Annotated in this window: 16 protein-coding genes; 12 read left to right on the plus strand and 4 right to left on the minus strand. The window is 44.3% G+C overall.

Annotation, left to right across the window (positions count from 1 at the left end):
* The first annotated feature begins 66 nt into the window (after positions 1 to 66).
* Entirely contained in the window at positions 67 to 483 is a 417-nt protein-coding gene (cdd, locus tag JN178_RS05675) for a cytidine deaminase (RefSeq protein ID WP_226433781.1), read from the plus strand.
* 36 nt (positions 484 to 519) lie between these two features.
* Here cdd and JN178_RS05680 read toward each other — a convergent pair whose 3' ends face one another.
* A complete protein-coding gene (locus JN178_RS05680) occupies positions 520 to 738 on the minus strand; it encodes a hypothetical protein (RefSeq protein WP_159623308.1) in 219 nt (72 codons plus the stop codon).
* 296 nt (positions 739 to 1,034) lie between these two features.
* Here JN178_RS05680 and prfB point away from each other — a divergent pair.
* Positions 1,035 to 2,133 (plus strand): peptide chain release factor 2 gene (prfB, locus tag JN178_RS05685; RefSeq protein WP_202264366.1). Its coding sequence is split into 2 segments (ribosomal slippage): positions 1,035 to 1,109 and positions 1,111 to 2,133, totalling 1,098 coding nucleotides; the frame shifts between segments, so codons are not numbered across the junction.
* Positions 2,134 to 2,157: 24 nt separating this feature from the next.
* Entirely contained in the window at positions 2,158 to 3,720 is a 1,563-nt protein-coding gene (gene lysS, locus JN178_RS05690; protein ID WP_202264368.1) for a lysine--tRNA ligase, read from the plus strand.
* Between the two features lie 20 nt (positions 3,721 to 3,740).
* On the opposite strand, the gene JN178_RS05695 is transcribed toward lysS, so the two are convergent.
* From JN178_RS05695 to JN178_RS05705, 3 genes are read right to left on the minus strand one after another with little or no spacing between them, the layout of a single operon-like run.
* Positions 3,741 to 4,673, minus strand: a complete 933-nt coding sequence (locus JN178_RS05695; RefSeq protein ID WP_202264370.1) for a ketopantoate reductase family protein — start codon at positions 4,671 to 4,673, stop codon at positions 3,741 to 3,743.
* A gap of 5 nt (positions 4,674 to 4,678) precedes the next feature.
* On the minus strand, positions 4,679 to 5,467 hold the full coding sequence (locus tag JN178_RS05700; protein ID WP_202264372.1) for a pseudouridine synthase: 789 nt from the start codon (positions 5,465 to 5,467) through the stop codon (positions 4,679 to 4,681).
* A gap of 9 nt (positions 5,468 to 5,476) precedes the next feature.
* Positions 5,477 to 6,049, minus strand: coding sequence for an Hpt domain-containing protein (locus tag JN178_RS05705; RefSeq protein ID WP_202264374.1), 573 nt, complete (start codon positions 6,047 to 6,049; stop codon positions 5,477 to 5,479).
* A 258-nt stretch (positions 6,050 to 6,307) separates the two neighbouring features.
* On the opposite strand from JN178_RS05705, the gene JN178_RS05710 reads away from it, so the two are divergent.
* From JN178_RS05710 to JN178_RS05750, 9 genes are all read left to right on the plus strand, one after another.
* On the plus strand, positions 6,308 to 9,160 hold the full coding sequence (locus JN178_RS05710) for a M16 family metallopeptidase (protein WP_202264376.1): 2,853 nt from the start codon (positions 6,308 to 6,310) through the stop codon (positions 9,158 to 9,160).
* A gap of 74 nt (positions 9,161 to 9,234) precedes the next feature.
* Positions 9,235 to 10,833 carry a glutamate--cysteine ligase gene (gene gshA / locus JN178_RS05715; protein ID WP_202264378.1) on the plus strand — a complete coding sequence of 533 codons (1,599 nt, stop codon included), beginning with the start codon at positions 9,235 to 9,237 and terminating at the stop codon, positions 10,831 to 10,833.
* Between the two features lie 67 nt (positions 10,834 to 10,900).
* On the plus strand, positions 10,901 to 11,539 hold the full coding sequence (locus JN178_RS05720; RefSeq protein WP_159623292.1) for a transglycosylase SLT domain-containing protein: 639 nt from the start codon (positions 10,901 to 10,903) through the stop codon (positions 11,537 to 11,539).
* Between the two features lie 41 nt (positions 11,540 to 11,580).
* The gene (locus JN178_RS05725) at positions 11,581 to 13,059 is read left to right on the plus strand and encodes a M20 family peptidase (protein ID WP_202264380.1); all 1,479 of its coding nucleotides are present in this window, start codon (positions 11,581 to 11,583) and stop codon (positions 13,057 to 13,059) included.
* A gap of 95 nt (positions 13,060 to 13,154) precedes the next feature.
* A complete protein-coding gene (locus JN178_RS05730) occupies positions 13,155 to 15,572 on the plus strand; it encodes a PAS domain-containing hybrid sensor histidine kinase/response regulator (RefSeq protein ID WP_202264382.1) in 2,418 nt (805 codons plus the stop codon).
* A 349-nt stretch (positions 15,573 to 15,921) separates the two neighbouring features.
* Positions 15,922 to 17,175 carry an efflux RND transporter periplasmic adaptor subunit gene (locus JN178_RS05735; RefSeq protein WP_202264384.1) on the plus strand — a complete coding sequence of 418 codons (1,254 nt, stop codon included), beginning with the start codon at positions 15,922 to 15,924 and terminating at the stop codon, positions 17,173 to 17,175.
* A 16-nt stretch (positions 17,176 to 17,191) separates the two neighbouring features.
* The gene (locus JN178_RS05740) at positions 17,192 to 17,926 is read left to right on the plus strand and encodes an ABC transporter ATP-binding protein (RefSeq protein WP_159623284.1); all 735 of its coding nucleotides are present in this window, start codon (positions 17,192 to 17,194) and stop codon (positions 17,924 to 17,926) included.
* 1 nt (position 17,927) lies between these two features.
* Positions 17,928 to 19,241 (plus strand): ABC transporter permease, encoded by a 1,314-nt coding sequence (locus JN178_RS05745; protein WP_202264386.1) that lies wholly within the window; start codon positions 17,928 to 17,930, stop codon positions 19,239 to 19,241.
* Between the two features lie 11 nt (positions 19,242 to 19,252).
* Positions 19,253 to 20,461 (plus strand): ABC transporter permease, encoded by a 1,209-nt coding sequence (locus JN178_RS05750; RefSeq protein ID WP_202264388.1) that lies wholly within the window; start codon positions 19,253 to 19,255, stop codon positions 20,459 to 20,461.
* Positions 20,462 to 20,515: the final 54 nt, after the last annotated feature.

A 20,515-nucleotide genomic window follows, 5' to 3' on the forward strand; every position in this document is an offset into this window, starting at 1 on the left:
GAGTGTTGCATCACTTTTTAAATGTCTTTAGTCTTCATACCCCCTTTGAAAAAGTGGTACAAAAAATTGACAAATAAACTAGCCCCAGAGGTTCAAACCGCCTATAAAAAAGCCCTAATCGCGAGGGACAATTCATATTCTCCATATTCGCATTTTAAGGTAGGTGCTGCGGTTAAATTTAAAGATTGTGACGATGTTTTTGTTGGCTGTAATGTGGAAAACGCGAGTTACGGCGCCACTATTTGTGCAGAACGTAATGCGATTTGGAGCGGCGTAGCGGCGGTGGGTAAGCGCGATATGGAATATCTCATTGTGGTTGCCGACCAAGACGAGCCAGTTCCGCCGTGTGCATTGTGCTTGCAGGTAATTTCTGAGTTTTACGATCCCAAAATGCCTATCTATTTAGGCAACTTAAATGGCATTCAAAAGTGTTATCTACTAGAAGAGATATTACCTGTGCCATTTAATAGTTTTGTGGCGTGATTTGGTGGCGTATCGCGCAAATAGGAGAAAAAAATACTATTTACTTCTGTTGCGATAAAGCCAGCTTGCAATGCCAATACCCGCAACTAAAACGGATAGAGTAGGCCATACTGATGACACTGGCACACCATCTGGACATTGCAAAGTCATTGCAGAGCCTGCGAGATTATCGCACTCCACCATTGGACCGATTGCCAATAGCAGCAGCCCAATAAGCACACCAATAATGGCTGAAGATAAATTATTTAGAGACATTGGTGTAAAAACTGAAACAGTCCGTTTTTTCTGAGTATGTTAAAGATATAGGCATAAACGGCTGGTATACAACCCTTAACGGCCGCAATTCATCGGTAAGATTTTACCGTTGAACGACTTTGAACAACGCATCGATAAGTTCATACCTCGCTGCCTTTTGCGCCTTATGTCAACGTGAAGGCACGAGGCCTAAATTATCACATAACAAATGTACCTTATTTGCGTTAACCACTATCAAAATTAACGTAAATTCGGTACTATCCGCGGTCTTAAATTTTTAATGAAATAAGCGGACTATGTTTGAAATAAACCCCGTTACTAATGCGATAAAAGATATCCGCGAGCGCACTGAAGCGCTTAGGGGGTATCTTTGACTTTGATGCAAAGTCAGAGCGTTTAGAAGAAGTTAGCCGAGAGTTAGAAAGCCCTGATGTTTGGAACGAGCCAGACAGAGCGCAGGCACTTGGCAAAGAAAAAGTGGCTTTAGAGCAAATAGTAGAAACTATTCACAAACTTGACCAGGGTACGGAAGACGTAGAAGGTTTGGTTGAGCTTGCGGTTGAAGCTGAAGACGAAGATACCTTCGTTGAGGCCCAAAGTGAGCTTGAAGGTTTAATTGAGCAACTAGAAGTGCTCGAATTTCGCCGCATGTTTTCTGGCCCTAATGACGAGAACGACTGCTATATTGACATTCAGTCGGGGTCAGGCGGTACAGAAGCGCAGGATTGGGCAAACATGCTATTGCGTATGTATTTGCGCTGGGGTGAAGCTCATGGTTTTAAAACCGAACTGATAGAAGTATCGGAAGGCGAAGTAGCAGGTATTAAAAGTGCCACACTTCGCGTTCAGGGCGAATATGCGTTTGGTTGGCTACGCACAGAAACAGGCGTACACCGCTTGGTGCGAAAATCACCATTTGACTCGGGCAACCGCCGTCATACGTCGTTTTCATCTGCGTTTGTATACCCTGAAATTGATGACGACATCGATATTGAAATTAATCCGTCTGACTTACGTATAGACACCTATCGCGCGTCGGGTGCGGGTGGTCAGCACGTAAACAGAACAGACTCTGCGGTGCGCATTACTCACGAACCGACAGGCATTGTGGTGCAGTGTCAGAACGACCGCTCGCAGCACAAAAACAAAGATCAGGCGATGAAGCAGTTAAAAGCCAAACTTTATGAGTTTGAACTGCAAAAACAAAACGCCGAAAAACAAGCGATGGAAGACAGCAAGTCAGATATTGGCTGGGGTAGTCAGATACGTTCTTACGTACTAGACGACTCTCGCATTAAAGATTTGCGAACAGGCGTGGAAACACGTAATACTCAAGCCGTTCTAGATGGCGACTTGGACAAATTCATTCAAGCCAGCCTGAAATCTGGGCTGTAAACCGAACAACGAAGTGACAAGGTTATGACTGACCAACAAACTGACGATAACAAATTGATTGCAGAGCGCCGCTCAAAGTTAAGCGCTATTCGCGAACAGTGCCGTGCAAATGGCTTCCCAAACAGCTTCCGTCGTGAAAACTATGCTGATGAACTTCAAGCAAAGTTCGGTGAATTCGACAAAGAAACTCTGCAAGAGCAGGGCAACAAGGTAAGCATTGCTGGTCGTATTATGGCTAAACGCGGCCCATTCTTGCTATTACAAGATATGACTGGTCGTATTCAGGCATACGCCGACAAAGACACACAAAAAGACCTTAAGGCCAAATATGGTGCGCTAGATATTGGTGACATCATTGGTGTTGCCGGTGACCTACACAAGTCAGGTAAGGGCGATTTGTATGTGAATATGGAGCATTACGAATTGCTGACTAAAGCACTTCGCCCATTGCCTGAAAAATTCCATGGTTTGAGTGATCAAGAAACCAAGTATCGCCAGCGTTACGTAGACTTGATCACCAGTGAGCAAACGCGCAAAACCTTTATGATCCGCAGTAAAATTGTAAATGGTATTCGCAAGTACCTTACAGAGCGTGATTACCTAGAAGTCGAAACGCCAATGCTGCAAGTCATTCCGGGCGGTGCAACGGCGAAGCCTTTCGTAACACATCACAATGCACTTGATATTGATATGTACTTGCGTATTGCCCCAGAGCTTTACCTTAAGCGTCTTGTAGTGGGTGGCTTTGAGCGCGTGTTCGAAATTAACCGTAACTTCCGTAACGAAGGTTTATCAACTCGTCACAATCCAGAGTTTACTATGCTTGAGTTCTATCAAGCTTACGCAGACTACAACGACTTGATGAACCTAACTGAAGACATGCTTCGTACATTAGCAGAAGATATTCTTGGTACGACTATTATTACCAATACCACGAAAGATACTGAAGGTAATGTGACGAGCGAAGTTGAATATGACTTTGGTAAGCCATTTGACCGCTTAAGCATGGGCGAAGCTATTCTTAAATACTGGCCAGAAGCCAATGAAGCTGCAATTCGCGACCCTGAGGCGAATCTAGACGCCCTTAAAGCAATGGCAAAACAGCTTCACATTAAAGAGCCTGAAGTCGATGGTATTTGGGGCGCAGGTAAGTACCTTTGCGAAATCTTTGAAGCGACAGCGGAAGAGAAGCTTATTCAGCCTACGTTTATTACTGAATACCCGTGGGAAGTATCGCCGCTTGCGCGTCGCAATGACAATAACCCGTTCATTACTGACCGTTTCGAATTCTTTGTAGGTGGACGCGAGCTAGCGAACGGCTTTAGCGAGCTAAACGACCCAGAAGATCAGGCAGAGCGCTTCGCTAAGCAGGTTGAAGAGAAAGATGCAGGCGACGATGAAGCCATGCATTTTGACGACGACTACATTCGCGCGCTTGAATATGGCTTGCCGCCAACGGCGGGTGAAGGTATCGGGATTGACCGTTTAGCGATGCTATTTACTGATAGCTCAACGATTAAAGACGTTATCTTATTCCCTCACATGAAGCCGCAAGTGTCTAAAGACGCTCAAGACGCAGAGGAATAAAGTAAGGACAAGCGTGCAGATTAAAGCGCGTTTACCTTTTCTACCAAGAGGGCATTGACGGGAACGTCGATGCCCTTTTTTGTGCCCATGTCTACAATGTAGCCATTGATCGCTGATATTTCTGTTTTTCTCCCCAACTTCACATCTTGATGCATACTTGAAAAGTTATTTCCTGTTGCCTTTGCCACCTTGATGACATTCTGATGAATATCTTGTGCGCAAAACTTGAAGCCGTATGCGCCGGCAACATCGACAAATTCTTGGCAAACCGCGTGACGTAGATAGCTAAACTGGTCGTGAACAATGCATTTATTTTGAATATTATTAAGGGCGGTAAGAGGGTTGATAACTGCATTCACACTTAGCTTTTGCCACAACGCCCGCAATATATTGGGCGTGTAGGTAAAATCAGGTAAAGCATTATTAAGTAAGGCTATTGCCTTACGCAGTTTGGGTGTGAGCACATCCATCTCTTTTATATGATCTAATTCAGCTAATGAAACAGGGACGCCAATTTGCGTTGTACCTGCACCACTGTAGACCACCATATTGTTACTGTTTTCATCTTGTCGCTTAAACGCCCCATGGCTAGTGGTGGCAAGTAATAAGGGATAGTTGAAGGGCAATACCTGCTGTGCAACTTCAAGTCCACCCATGCCATTGTGCAGTAACACAACCGTGGGCTTATTCTTAAGGAAAGGAAGCCATTCAGTGAGCGCCTTGTTAAGCTGATAGACTTTTAACGGTAAAAGTAACACGTCATCCTCGTCTAACACTTCAAGAGAAGATTGAGCTGGAGGCAGTGGAAACTGAGTTCCATCCAACCACCTTGCAATGCTTGGTGCAGTATCAAGCGTTCGAGGATAACGCGCGCAAACCATGTTAGCTCTATGCGCGCCTGCGGCAACCAAGCTGCCTATGGCTCCTGCACCTACGATATGAAGCTTACTCATAATCGCTAATCCCTGTTTTCGTTTAGTTCACTATTCTCGCGTATTGAAACGCTTTGTTGTTGATAGCGAGCAGGTACGTTTGGCCATGGAAATGCTTCAGGTTTATTCAGTGATGCAAACCACGTTTGGACATCCTCGTGTAGAAACATCTCGCCACTTTGCATGTGAGCGGTTACTGATACAGTATCGTGCGATAGAGGAAGTACCAGTTTCCAGGCATGAAGATGCAGTCTGTCTACATCTTGACCACCATATAATGTATCCCCTAATATTGGCGCGCCAATACTTTTGAGAGCTACACGAATTTGATGAGTCTTGCCCGAATAAGGTTTAACGATAAAGCCTCTAATTCCTGGGCTGGCTGATTGACTAAAAAATTGGGTAATCGCTGGGTTCTGCGTACTTTTAAGCAAGATACGCTGGCCACCGCGACGGTTTTTCATATCGCCAATAACAATCCCTTGTTTTTTCTTTGGCTTTTGCGCACTTAGCGCAAGATAATATTTGTTGACCTGTCGCGAAGCGAATAATTCACCAATTTCCCGCGCCATGTTGTCAGTTTTGGCAAGACACAAACAACCAGAAGTCCCCGTATCTAATCGATGGCATAGGTGTAGTTGGGCGATACCCAGTTGCGCTTTTAATAAAGTAACTACGCCTGCACTTAAATCGGCGCTGTTGTTTGACTGTTGAGAACTTGCGTTATTGTTGGCGTCACCATGCATGCTGACGCCTGAAGGCTTGTTAACAACCAACAGGTTGTCATCTTCGTAAAGTATGGGAATGTCGCGCAATGCTTGAACCTAGTTACTTTCCAGTTTCTCAATGGCTTGTTCGTAGTCCAACTCATCAACCGCATCTACAATAGCGGTGCGCTTGGCGTTGTCAAAACCTATCGTGTCGAGCCAAGTGTCGAGTCTATCTTGTGAAATAAATTCACTGGCTTTAAGCGCAGTTAATAGTTGCTTTTTGGCTTGCTGCGCTGCAGCGCTTTCATTTTCAGTATTGCTACCTGTGCTAGCTTGCTCAGAGGGGGCCGCTGTAAGCGCCTTTACCGCAGTAATAGTATCATGAAGACAGTTGGCAAATTGGGCAAAATCGTCAGGTATGCGCTTATCATTTCTTATACTACTTTCAACAGGCTTGCTGGCATTGTGAAGTGCAAAAAGTCCCAAGTTACCCGTTACGCCCTTAAGGGTATGAACGAGTGAATAGGCTTCATCAAATTCGCCTTTTTCTACCAACGCCTGAAGTTCCGTATCCGTAGACTGATACTCATCAGTAAATTTACCTAATAAGGTGAACAGTAGCTTTTCATTACCACTTAGCTGAGACATTCCAAAATCGATATCAATTACTGTCGTTGACTGTTCCATGCAACCATCCTTTTAACTGCAGTGCCTCTATTTATCACGATGAGACGTTTCGCCAGCTGTTTTCGATTACTCAGCGCATCGCGCTTGGGTATTCGAGTGAATCTGTAGACTATAAGCGTAAGTGTATTTCAGAAATACACAAATTAATACAATCATAGCAAAGTCAGAGCAGGTAAAGCGCTAAAAAGTCTGGTAATCTTTCGAAGATCAGACAAAGGGTGGTCCTTTGATAAATGTTGTAACTAAAAAGGAATAAGCATGTCAGGAAAACTGACTTTTCGTACCTTAGTTGTTTTAATGACGATTATTTCGGTTTCGGCGTGTCAGCGCACGCAAATTGAACCAGCTTTAGATGATACTGGGGTATCTATCCCTTACGAAAAATACACGTTACCCAACGGTCTTACCGTAATTCTTCACGAAGACCACTCCGACCCGTTAGTGCATGTCGATGTAACCTATCACGTAGGCTCTGCGCGCGAAGAAGTGGGTAAATCTGGCTTTGCACATTTTTTTGAACACATGATGTTTCAAGGCTCAAAGCATGTGGCTGACGAGCAGCATTTTAAGGTGATTACCGAGGCAGGTGGCAACCTCAACGGTACCACGAATACTGATAGAACTAACTACTTCCAAACGGTACCCGCCAACCAACTTGAAAAAGTCTTGTGGCTTGAGTCAGATAGAATGGGCTATTTACTCGAAGCTGTTGATCAGGAGAAATTTGAAAACCAGCGAGAAACCGTTAAAAACGAACGTGCACAACGGGTTGATAATCAGCCTTACGGATTGCGATTTGAGTTAAACGGTGAAGCGTTATTTCCTGAAGGACACCCGTATTCTTGGTTAACCATTGGCTATGTAGAAGATTTAGACCGTGTTAACGTCAATGACTTAAAAGCATTTTTTAAGCGCTGGTATGGCCCAAACAATGCTGTGCTAACAATTGGCGGCGACATTGATGTAGCTAAAACCAAGGCGTGGATAAAAAAATACTTTGGTGAAATTCCAAGGGGGCCAGAGGTTGCGCAGCCTGTTCCTTCGCTAGTTACCCTTGATGAAACGCGCTACATGACGCTTGAAGATAAAGTGCATCTTCCACTGCTACAAATTACGTATCCAACGGTGTATGCGCGACACGAAGATGAAGCGCCACTTGATGTACTTTCCGATATCTTGGGCGGCGGAAAGACGTCACTGTTTTACAAAAATTTGGTGAAGCAAGGTATGGCAGTACAGGCCGTAGTGTCTCACCCGTGCAGAGAACTCGCATGTGAGTTCCAGCTTCTTGCATTGGCGAACCCTGCAAAAGTTACGTCTTTAGCCACGCTTCAAGAGGTATTAGATGCGACGCTGAAAGAGTTTGAAACTCGTGGGGTTACTGAAGATGATCTGGCTCGCACTAAAGGCGAAATTGAAGCGCGAACAGTTTTTGGACTACAGAGTGTGTCTGGAAAAGTATCAGCGCTAGCGGCAAATGAAACCTTCCATCAAACCCCAGATTTAATTGCAGAAGATATCGCTCGCTATAATGCAGTCACCGGCGAAGACGTGATGCGCGTATACAACAAGTACATTAAAGGTGCTAATCGTATTGTACTGAGTGTTGTGCCCAAAGGGCAGCCTGAACTTGCGGCAGCAGAACAAACCTTTGAGCGTCCGCGTCGCACCATCCCTGACTATGGGAATGACATTACCGACGTTAACGATGAACACTTCGAAAGCGCGCCAACCAGTTTTGATCGCAGCATAATGCCTCAAGCGGGTAAAGCGCCAGTGGTAGAGGTGCCAGCATACTGGGAAGCACACTTATCTAATGGTATTAAAGTGCTAGGCGTTACTAGCAGTGAAACGCCAACGGTCACCCTGACGCTAGGTATGGACGGTGGCGTACTACTTGAGAGCAAAGAAAAAGCAGGAACAGCCTATCTCACCGCACTGTTGATGAACGAAACAACAAAGAACTACACCAATGAAGCGTTAGCGAGCGAACTTGCCAAGTTGGGGAGTAGTATTCGTTTCAGTGCAGCGGGACGTTATTCACAAGTTTATGTGTCTACGTTGACGAAGAACCTTGATCAAACACTGGCGCTACTACAAGAAAAATTGTTTAACCCTGCGTTTAACGAAGATGATTTTAATAGAATGAAGGAGCGAGTGCTTCAAGGACTGCAGCAGCAAGCAAAAACGCCGTCTAGCTTGGCGCGCCGCGCACGAGATTTGGTATTGTTTGGCGCTGAAAACCGTGTAAGTCTGCCAGATGAAGGTACGTTGGCAACCGTTCAAAACATAACGCTAGACGATGTAAAAGCGTTTTACGAACGATATTACTCACCGTCAAAGGCCAGCATTGTAGTTGTTGGCAATCTTCCCAAGGCACAAATGCTTAATACCATCGACTTTATCGGTAAGTGGCAAGGAGAAGATTATGCGATTGGCGATTACCATGCATTTCCTTCTTATAACGAAAACACCATTTATTTGGTCGATAGTCCTGAAGCAGTGCAATCGGTTGTTTATATGGTGGATAGAAGTCTTCCTTTCGATGCAACGGGTGAACACTTTAAAACGCGTTTAATGAACTTCCCATTAGGTGGCGCATTTAACAGCCGAATAAATCTTAATTTAAGAGAAGATAAAGGGTACACCTATGGCGCAAACAGTGGCTTTGTAGGCGGAAAGACACTGGGGTGGTTTGAGGCAAGCGCCGACCTTAATATGGTGAACACTGCGCAGGGCATTCAAGAAATTTTTAGCGAAATAAAACGCTATCGTGAAGAAGGGGTAACCCAGCAAGAAATAGACTTTATGCGCAGTGCATTTACACTAAGCGATGCGCTAGAGTTTGAAACGCCTACCAGCAAAGCGCGATTCCTAAGGCAGTTGCTTAGTTATGATTTAACTCAAGGGTATCGCAAAGCACAACTTGAGATAATCAATAACATCGACAAAGCCACCCTCGACATGCTCGCGAAGCAATATTTGAATATAGATAAAATGCAAATTATTGTAGTAGGTGATAAAACGAAGGTTCTGCCTCAATTGAACGCGTTATCAATGCCAATTGTCGAGTTATCAGTAGAGAGTAACACCAGAGAAACGTTAAACTGATAGATTGATCATTGTTGAATTTACCTTATTGCCCCCCATAACAAGGGGCAATAATGACATAACGGACCATCATTTTGACTGCAAACTCAAACCGTTTCGACGCGCGAATTGAAGCGCTTAAGTCTCCCGAGTTTTTAACGACGCTAAAAGATATAAAGCGTGGCGTAGAACGCGAAGCTCTTCGCATTAACCCTAATGGTACTTTGTCTCAGGCACCGCATCCTTTGCCATTGGGTTCTGCCTTAACACATGAATCAATCACCACTGATTTTTCAGAATCGTTGCTTGAATTCATTACGCCACCTGAGAACAGTGCAGCGAAAACGGTTGCCCAGTTAAAGGATATTCACAAGTTTGTTATCGACAACATTGGCGATGAATATATCTGGCCGTTAAGTATGCCGTGTTTCATTGATGATGAAACTCACATACCTATTGCTTATTTTGGCGAGTCAAATGTGGGCAAAATGAAGCGCGTTTATCGCATTGGGCTTAAAAATCGTTATGGCAGCATGATGCAAGCAATAGCGGGCGTGCATTTCAATTTTTCTCTGCCAGAGAGTTTCTGGAAATTGTGGGCTGAACTTAATGGCAACACGCACTCACAAGATCAAACATCAGCAGACTATTTTGGACTTATTCGAAACTATCGACGTTTTTGTTGGTTGATTCCCTATTTATATGGCGCATCTCCAGCGTTGTGTGGTTCATTCCTAAAAGGCAAAGAACATGCGTTGCCATTCAAAAAAGTAGGTAAAGGTACGGTTTATATGCCTTATGCCACGTCGTTGCGCATGAGCGATTTAGGGTATACCAGCGCCGAGCAGTCTTCACTTAAGATTTGTTACAACCAACTTGATAACTATGTCCGCTTGTTGCGAGGCGCAATGACAACACCGTCTGCACGATTTAGCCAATTTGCTGCGGGCGAAGAGGGCAATTATCAGCAATTAAGTCGCAACATTATTCAAATTGAGAACGAGCTTTATTCACCCATACGACCTAAGCAGCCAACACAGTCAATGGAGAAACCTACTGATGCACTTGTGCGTCGAGGTATTAACTACATTGAGGTGAGAGCATTGGATGTGAATCCGTTCTCTGCGCTGGGAATAACGCAGACCCAATTCGACTTCTTAGATGTCTTTTTGCTTGCCTGTCTGTTGATACCCAGTGGCGAGTTAGACGAGGCTCAGCTTAATGAAGCCAAAGAGAATATGAACAAGGTCGTGCTTCAAGGACGTGATCCTGAGTTAATGTTAAGCAATAACGGCAAAGCCGTGTCATTGCGAGCGTGGAGTGAGTCTTTATTTGGCTATTTCAAGCAAGCCGCTGATTTACTTGATAAAGCAAATGAAACCGAACGCTATTCTCAGGCCGTGGCCAGCGAATTTGAGAAAGTAGGAAACCCTAACCTTACGCCTTCAGGTATGTTGCTAAACACGTTGTTAGAGAATGATAAAGATAACGGTGTGTTTGGTCTTGAACTCGCGAAAATGTACCAAGATGAGATGAAAGCGTTTAACTATCAGTATACCGACGCCGCTGGCTTTATGGCGCAGGCGGAAGTGTCTTTGAAAGCGCAAAAAGAGGTTGAAGAGGCTGATACCAAAGACTTTGACAGCTTCATACGCGATTATTTTTCAGAACCTCCAGCAAAAAAAAATGCCTGACAAGGGTCAGGCATTAAAGGGTTCCAGGGAAACACACATTTTACTAGAACATTAATTAAGACAAGTTATGAACCAAAAGTTCAAAAAATTGGTTATTTTTTTATCAACTTTCATCGTTCTTTTTCCGCTGTTTATCGCGGGGTGTGCAACTACGCCTCCTAAAGACATCAGTAATTTATGCGAAATATTCTACGAAAAGGACGATTGGTATGATGCAGCTGCTGATGCGAGAGATAAATGGGGTGTTCCCATTCACGTGCCAATGGCAATGATGTACCAAGAAAGCTCGTTTAGGCACGATGCCCTCCCTCCGAGAGATTACGTGTTTTTCGGGTTGATCCCATGGGGACGTGTAAGTTCTGCATACGGCTATTCTCAGGCTAAAACGCCAACGTGGTCAGACTATATTCGCGAAACCGGCAATAGCGGCGCAGATAGGGATGATTTTGATGATGCCATCGATTTCATGGGGTGGTTTATTTATAAATCACAAAAAGTTAATGGCGTGTCTAAGTGGGATGCGTATGCACAGTACCTGAACTACCACGAAGGGTGGGGAGGGTATAAGCGCAGAAGTTATGACCGCAAACCTTGGCTGAAGAAAGTGGCCTCTAAAGTAAAAGCGAGATCATTACGTTATGCCACACAATTAAAAACCTGTGAAGAAGACCTTCAAAAAGGTTGGTTCATGAAGTTATTTAGCTAGCGCTTGTTTATTTACCAATAACAATAATAAGGGATGTGAAAATGAAAAAAGCAATTGGGATAGCTGTTTTAGCGTTGTTAGTGTTGGTGTCTCTACTGGTTGTCCGCGCGCTTACCGTGTTTAGTGATAATCAAGTTTCCCCAAATGCGTCATTTTCACCACTTATTATTGACGAGTCACTAGTGGTAGAGCGTTTCGCCAAGGCTATTCGTTTTCCAACAATTTCCCATGAAGACGCTACTAAGTTCGACCACCAAGCTTTCTCAGGCTTGCATGCATTCATAGAATCTTCCTACCCCCTTGTTCACAACAAAATGAGCAAAACTGTCATCAGTGAATACAGTTTGGTCTACAAACTAGCAGGCTCCGACTCGACGCTAAAGCCAGCTTTGTTTATGGGGCATATGGATGTAGTGCCTGTAGATTCTGCGACTGAATCACAATGGCTTCACGCTCCTTTTAGTGGAGATATAAGTGACGGGGCGATATGGGGGCGAGGCACTCTAGATGACAAAGTGACGGTGTTTGCGTTACTAGAAGCAATGGAACATTTGTTAGCCAAAGGACTGACCCCTAAACGCACTATTTACTTTGCGTTTGGGCACGATGAAGAAATTGGCGGTGAGCAAGGCGCCGCAAAAGTTGCAGACTGGTTTGCAGCGCAGAATATTGAATTTGAATTTGTGCTTGATGAAGGCGGTGCGATTACACGAGGCCTGATGGTGGGAACTGAGCGCACAGTTGCAGTGGTGGGTATTGCAGAAAAAGGCTATGCAAATATTCGTTTAACAGTGAATGATGATGGCGGGCACTCATCGCAACCTCCTGAACATACCGCAGTTGGTGTTCTCAGTCAGGCCATTGTGAAGCTTGAAAATAACCAATTGCCTACAGATTTCCAGTTCATCAACAAAACGTTCGAAAAAATGGGTTACTACACCGACTTTCCAACCCGCATGGCTATGGCTAATTTGTGGTTGCTTTCCCCGCTTATCGAAGGCGCGATGTTGAGCAAGCCAAGCTCTGCCGCCAGCATTCGCACCACGACCGCCGCGACTATGGTTGAAGGAAGTTCAAAGTCTAATATATTGCCAACTCAGGCAGTTGGCGTAATAAATTACCGGCTTATGCCAGGCATGACTATCGACGACTTGGTGGCGCATGTAAACGGAACTATTGATGATCCTCGTGTGGGTGTTGAAGCCTACATGGCAAATGAAGCCAGTAATGTGTCTACCATGGATAGTATGGGGTATCGCTTAATTGAGAGCACTATCCGGACTATGCAAAATGAAACGCTGGTCGCGCCATATTTAGTTCAAGGCGGCACAGATGCAAAACACTTCACCGCACTGTCAGACAGTATTTATCGATTTATGATGGTAGAGCTTAACCCCGAAACCCTTAAACAGTTTCATGGTGTAAATGAGCAAATTCCTATTACAGATTATATTAGTGCAATTCAATTTTATGGTGAGCTCATCAAGCAAAGTGCAGAAGGCTCAGTGCATAACCAATAGGCCTTATTTTTCTTTTAACTATGTGTTCATGTAGAGCCTTGCACAAATACTGCTATAGTTTGATGTAGTTGTAATGGTAGGGGCAAAGTGGAAGTATGAGTGAGCGATTACGCGCGTTAGAACAAGAAGTAGAAGCGCTAAAACTAGCGCTGAGACGTGCTGAGGCCGAAAACACAAAATATAAAACACTCTTTGATGTCTCTGGTGACGCGCTTTCAATAATTGATCTAACGTCGGGCAAGTTCATTGAATGTAATCAAGCTGCCATTGATCTTCACGGCGTTGGCAGTGCTCAATATTTTCTAAACCTTTCACCTTCCGATTTGTCACCTGAGTACCAGCCATGCGGTCGGCGTTCAGATGAACTAGCAAAAAAATATATTGAAGATACCCTTGTTCATGGCCCTCAACTTTTTCAATGGGTGCACAGTCGCCTTGATGGCTCAACCTTTCAGTGTTTAGTGTCTCTTACTTCGCTTCCTCTTGAAGACAAGCAGCTTGTACTTGCAATTGGGAGGGATATTTCCGAGCTTTTGGAAACAAAGGGCAAGCTGGATGATGTGGTTTCTGATTTCGAAAGTGTTAAAACGGCTTATTTGAAAGAAAAGGAAAAGTTTGAACTATTCGTAAACCTCGCTCCAGTAGGCATTGCCATAAATAAAATGAGTAGTGGGGAATTTGACTATGTGAATAAAGAGTTTAGCCGTTTTAGCGGGTACGATGTTGATGAATTAAATCAGATGGACTATTGGCAGCTGACACCCAAAAAATATGATAAGCAAGAACAAGAGCAGCTAACTTCACTTACTAAAACAGGCCGTTATGGCCCTTATGTCAAAGAGTACATTCACAAAGATGGGCACGTTTATCCCGTTCAATTGTCAGGTGTACAAATTAAAAGCGCAACAGATGAAGAGTTTATCTGCTCTGTTGTACAAGATATCTCGGAACAAAAAGCGATTGAATCGCAGTTGCAATCGGCCAAAGAGCACGCGGAAAGTAATGCACTGCGTCTAAAGCTGGCTAACGATTCTGCTGAAATTGGTGTATGGGAGTGGGATGTCGAAACAGACGAGCTCATCTGGGATAAATGGATGTACAAGCTTTATGGAATAACTGAAAGCTGTTTCTCTGGCGCTTATGAGGCATGGCAAAACAGTGTACACCCTGACGATATTGCTTACTGTCATAATTTGCTTACCGAAGCGGTAAAAGGAGGTGTGCGATTTGAACCCGAGTTTCGTGTAGTCCACTCTAACGGTAACATTAGAACCATTAAAGCGAGTGCCGAAATTATTCGCAATGACAAAGGAAAAGCATTGCGGGTTATCGGTGTTAATTATGATGTTACCGAAAAGAATGAAGCGATAAATGCGCTAGAGTGGGCAAGAAACGAAGCTGAGAAGGCGAGTAAAACCAAGAGCGAGTTTCTAGCCAATATGAGTCACGAAATTCGAACGCCAATGAATGCCATTTTGGGCGGATTGCAAATGGTTGACCAGCGCAGCTTAGATAAGCGGTCACAAATCATGTTGGAAAATGCTACGTCTTCTGCGCAATCTTTATTGACCATTATCAATGATATTCTTGACTACTCAAAGATAGAAGATAACAAACTCGACCTTGAGCAGGCTCCATTTTTGATGACCGAAGTGCTTAAGTCGGTGCGCTTTGAAGTGGACGGTATATTGAGTCAGAAAGGTATTGAACTTATTACGAATATTGATGAGGCCTTTTCTGATGGCTGGCTTGGCGATATGGTCAGAGTAAAGCAGATTTGCCTAAATTTGGTATCGAACGCAGTTAAGTTTACTGAACATGGCAATGTAACGGTCAACCTTTACCCTATCACGTTAGAAAGCCGGGCAGCGATAGGTCTAACGGTAATTGATACTGGCATTGGCATGAGCGAAGAAGCTTTGACGCGCGTATTTGAGCGATTCTCGCAAGCGGACAGTTCCACCACACGCAGGTTTGGAGGAACCGGGCTTGGCATGTCTATCACGCTGAGCTTGGTGAAAATGATGGGGGGAACTATCGATGTTCAAAGTCAAACAGGCGTCGGGACCACATTTACGGTGCATTTACCATTACCTAAAGCGACACAGGTAATTAAACCGTTGCCGGATAACATCTTTAACACACCACAGTTAAGTGGCAAGCGCATTTTGATAGCAGAAGACAATGAAATAAACCGTATGATTGTGCGCTCAATGCTGGAAAAAACGAGCGCAAAAATGCTTACCGTGACAAATGGCAAACTAGCGGTAGAGGCCGCGACACAAAAACATTTCGACATTATTTTAATGGATATTCAAATGCCAGAGATGGATGGTGTAGAGGCAATGCTTAAGATTAAGGCAGTAAACCCCACAATCCCTATTGTGGCGCTTACCGCTAATGCAATGGTCAGTGATGTAAAGCATTACTTGCAAGAAGGGTTCGACGAACACCTCAGTAAGCCAATAGACATGAATAAGCTCTTCAGACTGCTCAATACGCTCATAAGCTAGATCTCTTCTATTTCAGTTTTATTTCTTGTATTTATACGAGTAGTCATTCATTTCCAATGTGTCTGTCCGCGATAAACTGCCGGACAGTCAAAAGTGTCCGCTGCGGACACTTTTTCTATGTCTGTCTTTTAAATTCCTATTAAATTCAATTATTTAACTTTTGGCATGCTATTGGTATTAGCTTCAGTAGCAAAATCAATTACAACGCATACCGCTACTAAATCGGTATATGCCACTGAGGAATCAAGGCCATTATGATGTTACTTCATTATATTTCTGCACCCTTGTTGGTCTGTGTATTCAGCATAGTGCTGGCCAACATAGAAACGCTATTCGGTAGGGAAACTCGATGATTAAAGATACAAGCAACCAAGATAGCGTTGTAGAGCGCAAAACACATAAAAAGAATTGGGTTCTGTCATTGAGTGGGGTTGTTGCAGCGGGTGTATTGGGGTACATGCTACTGTCTGCGCCGACGGCTGATGTTTCTTTAGCTAAAGAGTCGTTAAAAGTGCATACCGTTTCTAAAGGTGATTTGGTGCGCGATATCATTACCACGGGCAAAATCATCGCCGCAAATGCCCCTCAAGTTTATAGCCCAGAGCAAGGCTATGTCATGCTCAATGTTATGCCAGGTGATTTTATCAAGGCCGGTGACACCATAGCGGTTGTAGACTCTCCCGAGTTGCAAAGTACATTGAAGCAAGAGCAGTTGGTGCTCGCCAGTTTACAAAGTGACCTAGCTCGTCAGGAGCTCGATGTCAGACGTCAAACACTTCTGCTAAATAAGCAAGCTGATTTGGCCAAGGTCGAACTTGATGCCGCTATGCGCGAAGACAAGCGTGCAGCGTTATCAATAGAGAATCATCTCATCAGCCAGATTGATTTTGAAAAAGCGCAGGACGATTTAGCACGCGCTCGGGTTACACACAAACACGCCATGGGTGAAATAGCGCTAGCGGCGGATACCTTAGCCTTTGAGCTTAAAACCAGTGAAGACAAAGTGGCAAGGCAAGCTCTCATTGTAAAAGAGCTTGAACGTCAATTGGCTAACTTACGCATAAGAGCAAGCGTTTCTGGCATTGTGGGTAATGTGCTTATTCAGCCAAATGCGCTGGTGGCCAAAAATGAACTGCTGATGACGCTAGTTGACTTGTCTGCCTATGAAGCACAACTCAATGTAGCAGAAAGTTATGCTGGCGAACTCGGTATTGGAATGGATGTAGAGCTAACCATGGGCGGAGAAACTGTACTTGGCAAGCTGGTGTCAATATCGCCTGAAGTCGTCGAGCGCCAAGTTACTGCCCGTGTTCGTTTTCCTGAAAACAGTGTGCAATCTATCCGTCAGAATCAACAAGTGTCAGCGCGTATTTTATTAGAAAACAAAAGTGATGTGCTGAAAGTGGCACGAGGTAGCTTTCTTCAATCTGGTGGGCATACCGCTTATATCGTACGCGGAGATATCGCAGAAAAAGTGGCTATTCAAATAGGTGCTACCAGTATGCGTGAAGTGGAGATTCTTGAAGGCCTTCAAGAAGGCGATCAAATCATTACATCAAACTACGACAAATTTAAACAAGCGCCTTCGGTGCTACTTCGATAAGACAAGGAATAATAAAATGTTAAAAATGCACAACATTAGCAAGGTGTATCAAACGGACAGTGTTCAAACCCATGCATTAAGAGATTTTTCGCTTGAAGTAAACGAAGGTGAATTTATTGCAGTTACTGGCCCATCCGGTTCAGGTAAAACTACGTTCCTCAACATGGCAGGTTTATTAGAGCCCTTCACCTCAGGGCAATATACCCTTGATGGCATTGATGTGGGAGGATTGTCTGACAATCAACGAGCTGATTTGCGCAATCAAAAAATTGGTTTTATCTTCCAAGGCTTTAACCTAATTCCCGACCTCAATATCTTTGAAAACGTTGAAGTACCTTTACGGTATCGTGGTGTGTCGTCGAAAGAGCGAAAACGCAGAATTGATGAATGCTTGGAGCAAGTTGGACTTGCGAGTCGAGCTAAACACCTTCCACAGCAGCTTTCAGGTGGCCAACAACAGCGCGTTGCCATTGCTAGAGCACTTGCAGGTAATCCTCGCTTTTTGCTTGCCGATGAACCTACCGGTAATCTAGATACCTTGATGGCTCGTCAGGTTATGGAGTTACTCGAAGAGATTAACCGCAATGGCGCAACTATCGTTATGGTGACGCACGACCCAGAACTAGCGCGTAGAGCACCTCGTAACATTCAAGTGGTTGATGGTCAGCTGGCGGATTTTACGCTATATCAGGGCAACCCTGATTCTGAATCGGTTGGTGATATTGAACGCTTGAAAGCGGCTGGGGTGTAATATGCTACTTCACTATATTGATTTAAGCTGGCGGAGCATTAAGAGTACGCCCATCATTAGTTTCTTGATGGTATTTGCAATCGCCATTGGAATTGGCATTACCATGACGAGTCTGTCAGTGTTCCACATGATGTCAATGGATCCAATTCCTCACAAGAGTAGCAAAATTCATTACCCACAATTGCAGTTAATGGATGAGGGTAATGAATGGAATTCTTCTGACAACTTGCCTCGCCAGCTGACTTACCAAGATGCCACAAACCTTTATAACGCGGACATTGATGTACTGAGCAGCCCCAGTTTTCGCAGCGGGTTTTCAGTGCACCTTAATACGCCAGATGTTAAGCCTCGCATGGAACCGGCGCGACTCGTCAATAGAGAGTTTTTTGACATTTTCGATAGGCCTTTCATCTATGGCCAAGCTTGGTCGCGTGACGCGCAAGAGAACAAACCTTATGTTGCCGTTATCACCAAGGAGATTAACGACCGTTTTTTCAATGGAGAGAACTCTGTCGGCAAGGAAATATTCTTAGATAACAAGAGCTATCGGATTGTGGGGGTAACTGAAAATTGGGACCACCATGTAAAGTACTATGATGTAAACAACGGTGCTTTTAACTCATCAGAGTCGATTTACATTCCATTCACCATAGCGCCACTAGAAGAAGTTGGCACGTGGGGCAACATGAACGGCTGGAAACAAGAAGCGATGAGAGGGTATCAAGATTTGCTGGCCTCTGAAAAGCTCTGGACACAGTTTTGGGTATTGTTGGAGAACGAACAACAAAAAGAGGCTTATGGCCAGTTTTTAATGGCTTATATGGAAGACCAGAAAGCTCGGGGGCGCTTTCAACGTGACAATTTAGAATACAAGCTACGCAACGTTAATGAGTGGATGGAATATACCGAAGTGGTATCTGAAGATAATCGTATTCTCGTCGCACTTAGTTTTATGTTCTTAATGGTTTGTGTAGCAAATATTCTTGGGCTTCTGTTAGCGAAGTTTTTGAAAAGAGCACCTGAAGTGGGGGTAAGGCGTGCACTTGGCGCGAGCAAGCGTCAGATATTTTTGCAGCACATTGTCGAAGTCTCTGTCATTGGTGTTGCAGGTGGCCTACTAGGTATTGCTGTTGCGCAGTTAGGTTTGTGGGGAGTGCGCACGACAAACAACTATTACAATGCCCTTGCGACGATGGATTGGTCGATGCTACTTGCTGCGCCGACCATCTCACTACTCGCGAGTTTTATAGCAGGCTTATACCCTGCGTGGTTGGTGTGTAAGACTCAGCCAGCTATTTACCTTAAGAGCCAATAGGAGGGCGTATCATGCTTGATATAAAACCAATATTTAGCGCACTGCTGCGCTCCAAAGTAGGTGCTGTTTTACTGTTTTTACAAATTGCACTGACAACCGCAATTGTCAGTAATGCGGCTTTTATGATTAACGATAATTTATCTTACTTGCGCGAAGACACTGGCTATCCTCAGCAAGAGATCTTTAGCTTTACTGTAATGACCTTCGGAAAGGACATTGATTTAAGACAGCAGACTGAATTAGACGAGGCCATGTTGCGCCAAATTCCGGGTGTTATTAACGCCACACTTACCCAGGCCGTGCCGCTATCAGGCGGTGGTTCGTCTACCTCAATTAGGTTAAAACCCCTTCCAGAGCAATCGAGAGAAGGCCGCTTGATGTACTTCTACGGCGATGAACATGCACTTGACACCTTTGGTGTAGAACTCATCGAAGGAAGAAATTTCAGGCCTGAGGAAATCATGATTAGTGATAGCTATCACGACAATGGCCCTACTACTATTATCGTTTCGCAGGCACTCGCTAAGAGCATGTTTGATGATGAGTCTGCACTGGGTAAATCGATTTACGTTGATGGAAGAGCCCTTGAAATAATCGGTGTTGTCGCCTTAATGGAAAGTGCATGGCCTCGTGCAGAAGATAGTAATACCACGGGTATTATTCCCTATATTAATGCGCAAAGTTATCAGCATTTTCTTGTAAGAACCGATGCAAATGAGCGTGCTAATATCATGAAGATCATAGAAGACAAGATGTTATCAGCCTATGACAAGCGCGTGATCATCAATGTGGACGGCCTTGACGAGAGTAAAGAAGCCTATGATGCTACTGACGTACTCATGATGCGTATGTTAATTGTGCTGGTGGTTATACTGGTTTTGGTTACCGCGCTGGGCATTTTTGGGTTGACCCAATTCAATATCAGCAAACGCACTAAACAAATTGGAACGCGTCGAGCTTTAGGTGCACGAAAATCTGCTATTGTGCGTTATTTCTTGGTTGAAAATGCCATGATATGTACAGTAGGCCTAGTGATAGGTAGCATCGCCGCTATTTTCTTAGGTCGAGGACTAATGAAAGCCTACTCCATTGAAGCGCTGGAGATAGAGTATGTGCTGGTTACTGCTTTTTGTATTCTGATAATGAGTTTATTGGCAGTAGTGTTGTCCGCTATGCGTGCCGCAAACATTTCACCTAGCATAGCAACAAGAAGTATTTAATATGCGCTAATATTGCTGCTTACCTATTGTGGGTAAGCAGCGCTTATGACAATA

The organism is Alteromonas sp. KC3 (assembly GCF_016756315.1).
Classification (GTDB): Bacteria; Pseudomonadota; Gammaproteobacteria; order Enterobacterales; family Alteromonadaceae; genus Alteromonas.

What these genes read in the sequence shown, in the direction of transcription:
- JN178_RS05680 (WP_159623308.1), bottom strand. Translation starts at nt 738, where the DNA reads ATGTCTCTAAATAATTTATCTTCAGCCATTATTGGTGTGCTTATTGGG.
- lysS (WP_202264368.1), top strand. Translation starts at nt 2,158, where the DNA reads ATGACTGACCAACAAACTGACGATAACAAATTGATTGCAGAGCGCCGC.
- JN178_RS05695 (WP_202264370.1), bottom strand. Translation starts at nt 4,673, where the DNA reads ATGAGTAAGCTTCATATCGTAGGTGCAGGAGCCATAGGCAGCTTGGTT.
- JN178_RS05705 (WP_202264374.1), bottom strand. Translation starts at nt 6,049, where the DNA reads ATGGAACAGTCAACGACAGTAATTGATATCGATTTTGGAATGTCTCAG.
- JN178_RS05710 (WP_202264376.1), top strand. Translation starts at nt 6,308, where the DNA reads ATGTCAGGAAAACTGACTTTTCGTACCTTAGTTGTTTTAATGACGATT.
- JN178_RS05720 (WP_159623292.1), top strand. Translation starts at nt 10,901, where the DNA reads ATGAACCAAAAGTTCAAAAAATTGGTTATTTTTTTATCAACTTTCATC.
- JN178_RS05725 (WP_202264380.1), top strand. Translation starts at nt 11,581, where the DNA reads ATGAAAAAAGCAATTGGGATAGCTGTTTTAGCGTTGTTAGTGTTGGTG.
- JN178_RS05730 (WP_202264382.1), top strand. Translation starts at nt 13,155, where the DNA reads ATGAGTGAGCGATTACGCGCGTTAGAACAAGAAGTAGAAGCGCTAAAA.
- JN178_RS05735 (WP_202264384.1), top strand. Translation starts at nt 15,922, where the DNA reads ATGATTAAAGATACAAGCAACCAAGATAGCGTTGTAGAGCGCAAAACA.
- JN178_RS05740 (WP_159623284.1), top strand. Translation starts at nt 17,192, where the DNA reads ATGTTAAAAATGCACAACATTAGCAAGGTGTATCAAACGGACAGTGTT.
- JN178_RS05745 (WP_202264386.1), top strand. Translation starts at nt 17,928, where the DNA reads ATGCTACTTCACTATATTGATTTAAGCTGGCGGAGCATTAAGAGTACG.
- JN178_RS05750 (WP_202264388.1), top strand. Translation starts at nt 19,253, where the DNA reads ATGCTTGATATAAAACCAATATTTAGCGCACTGCTGCGCTCCAAAGTA.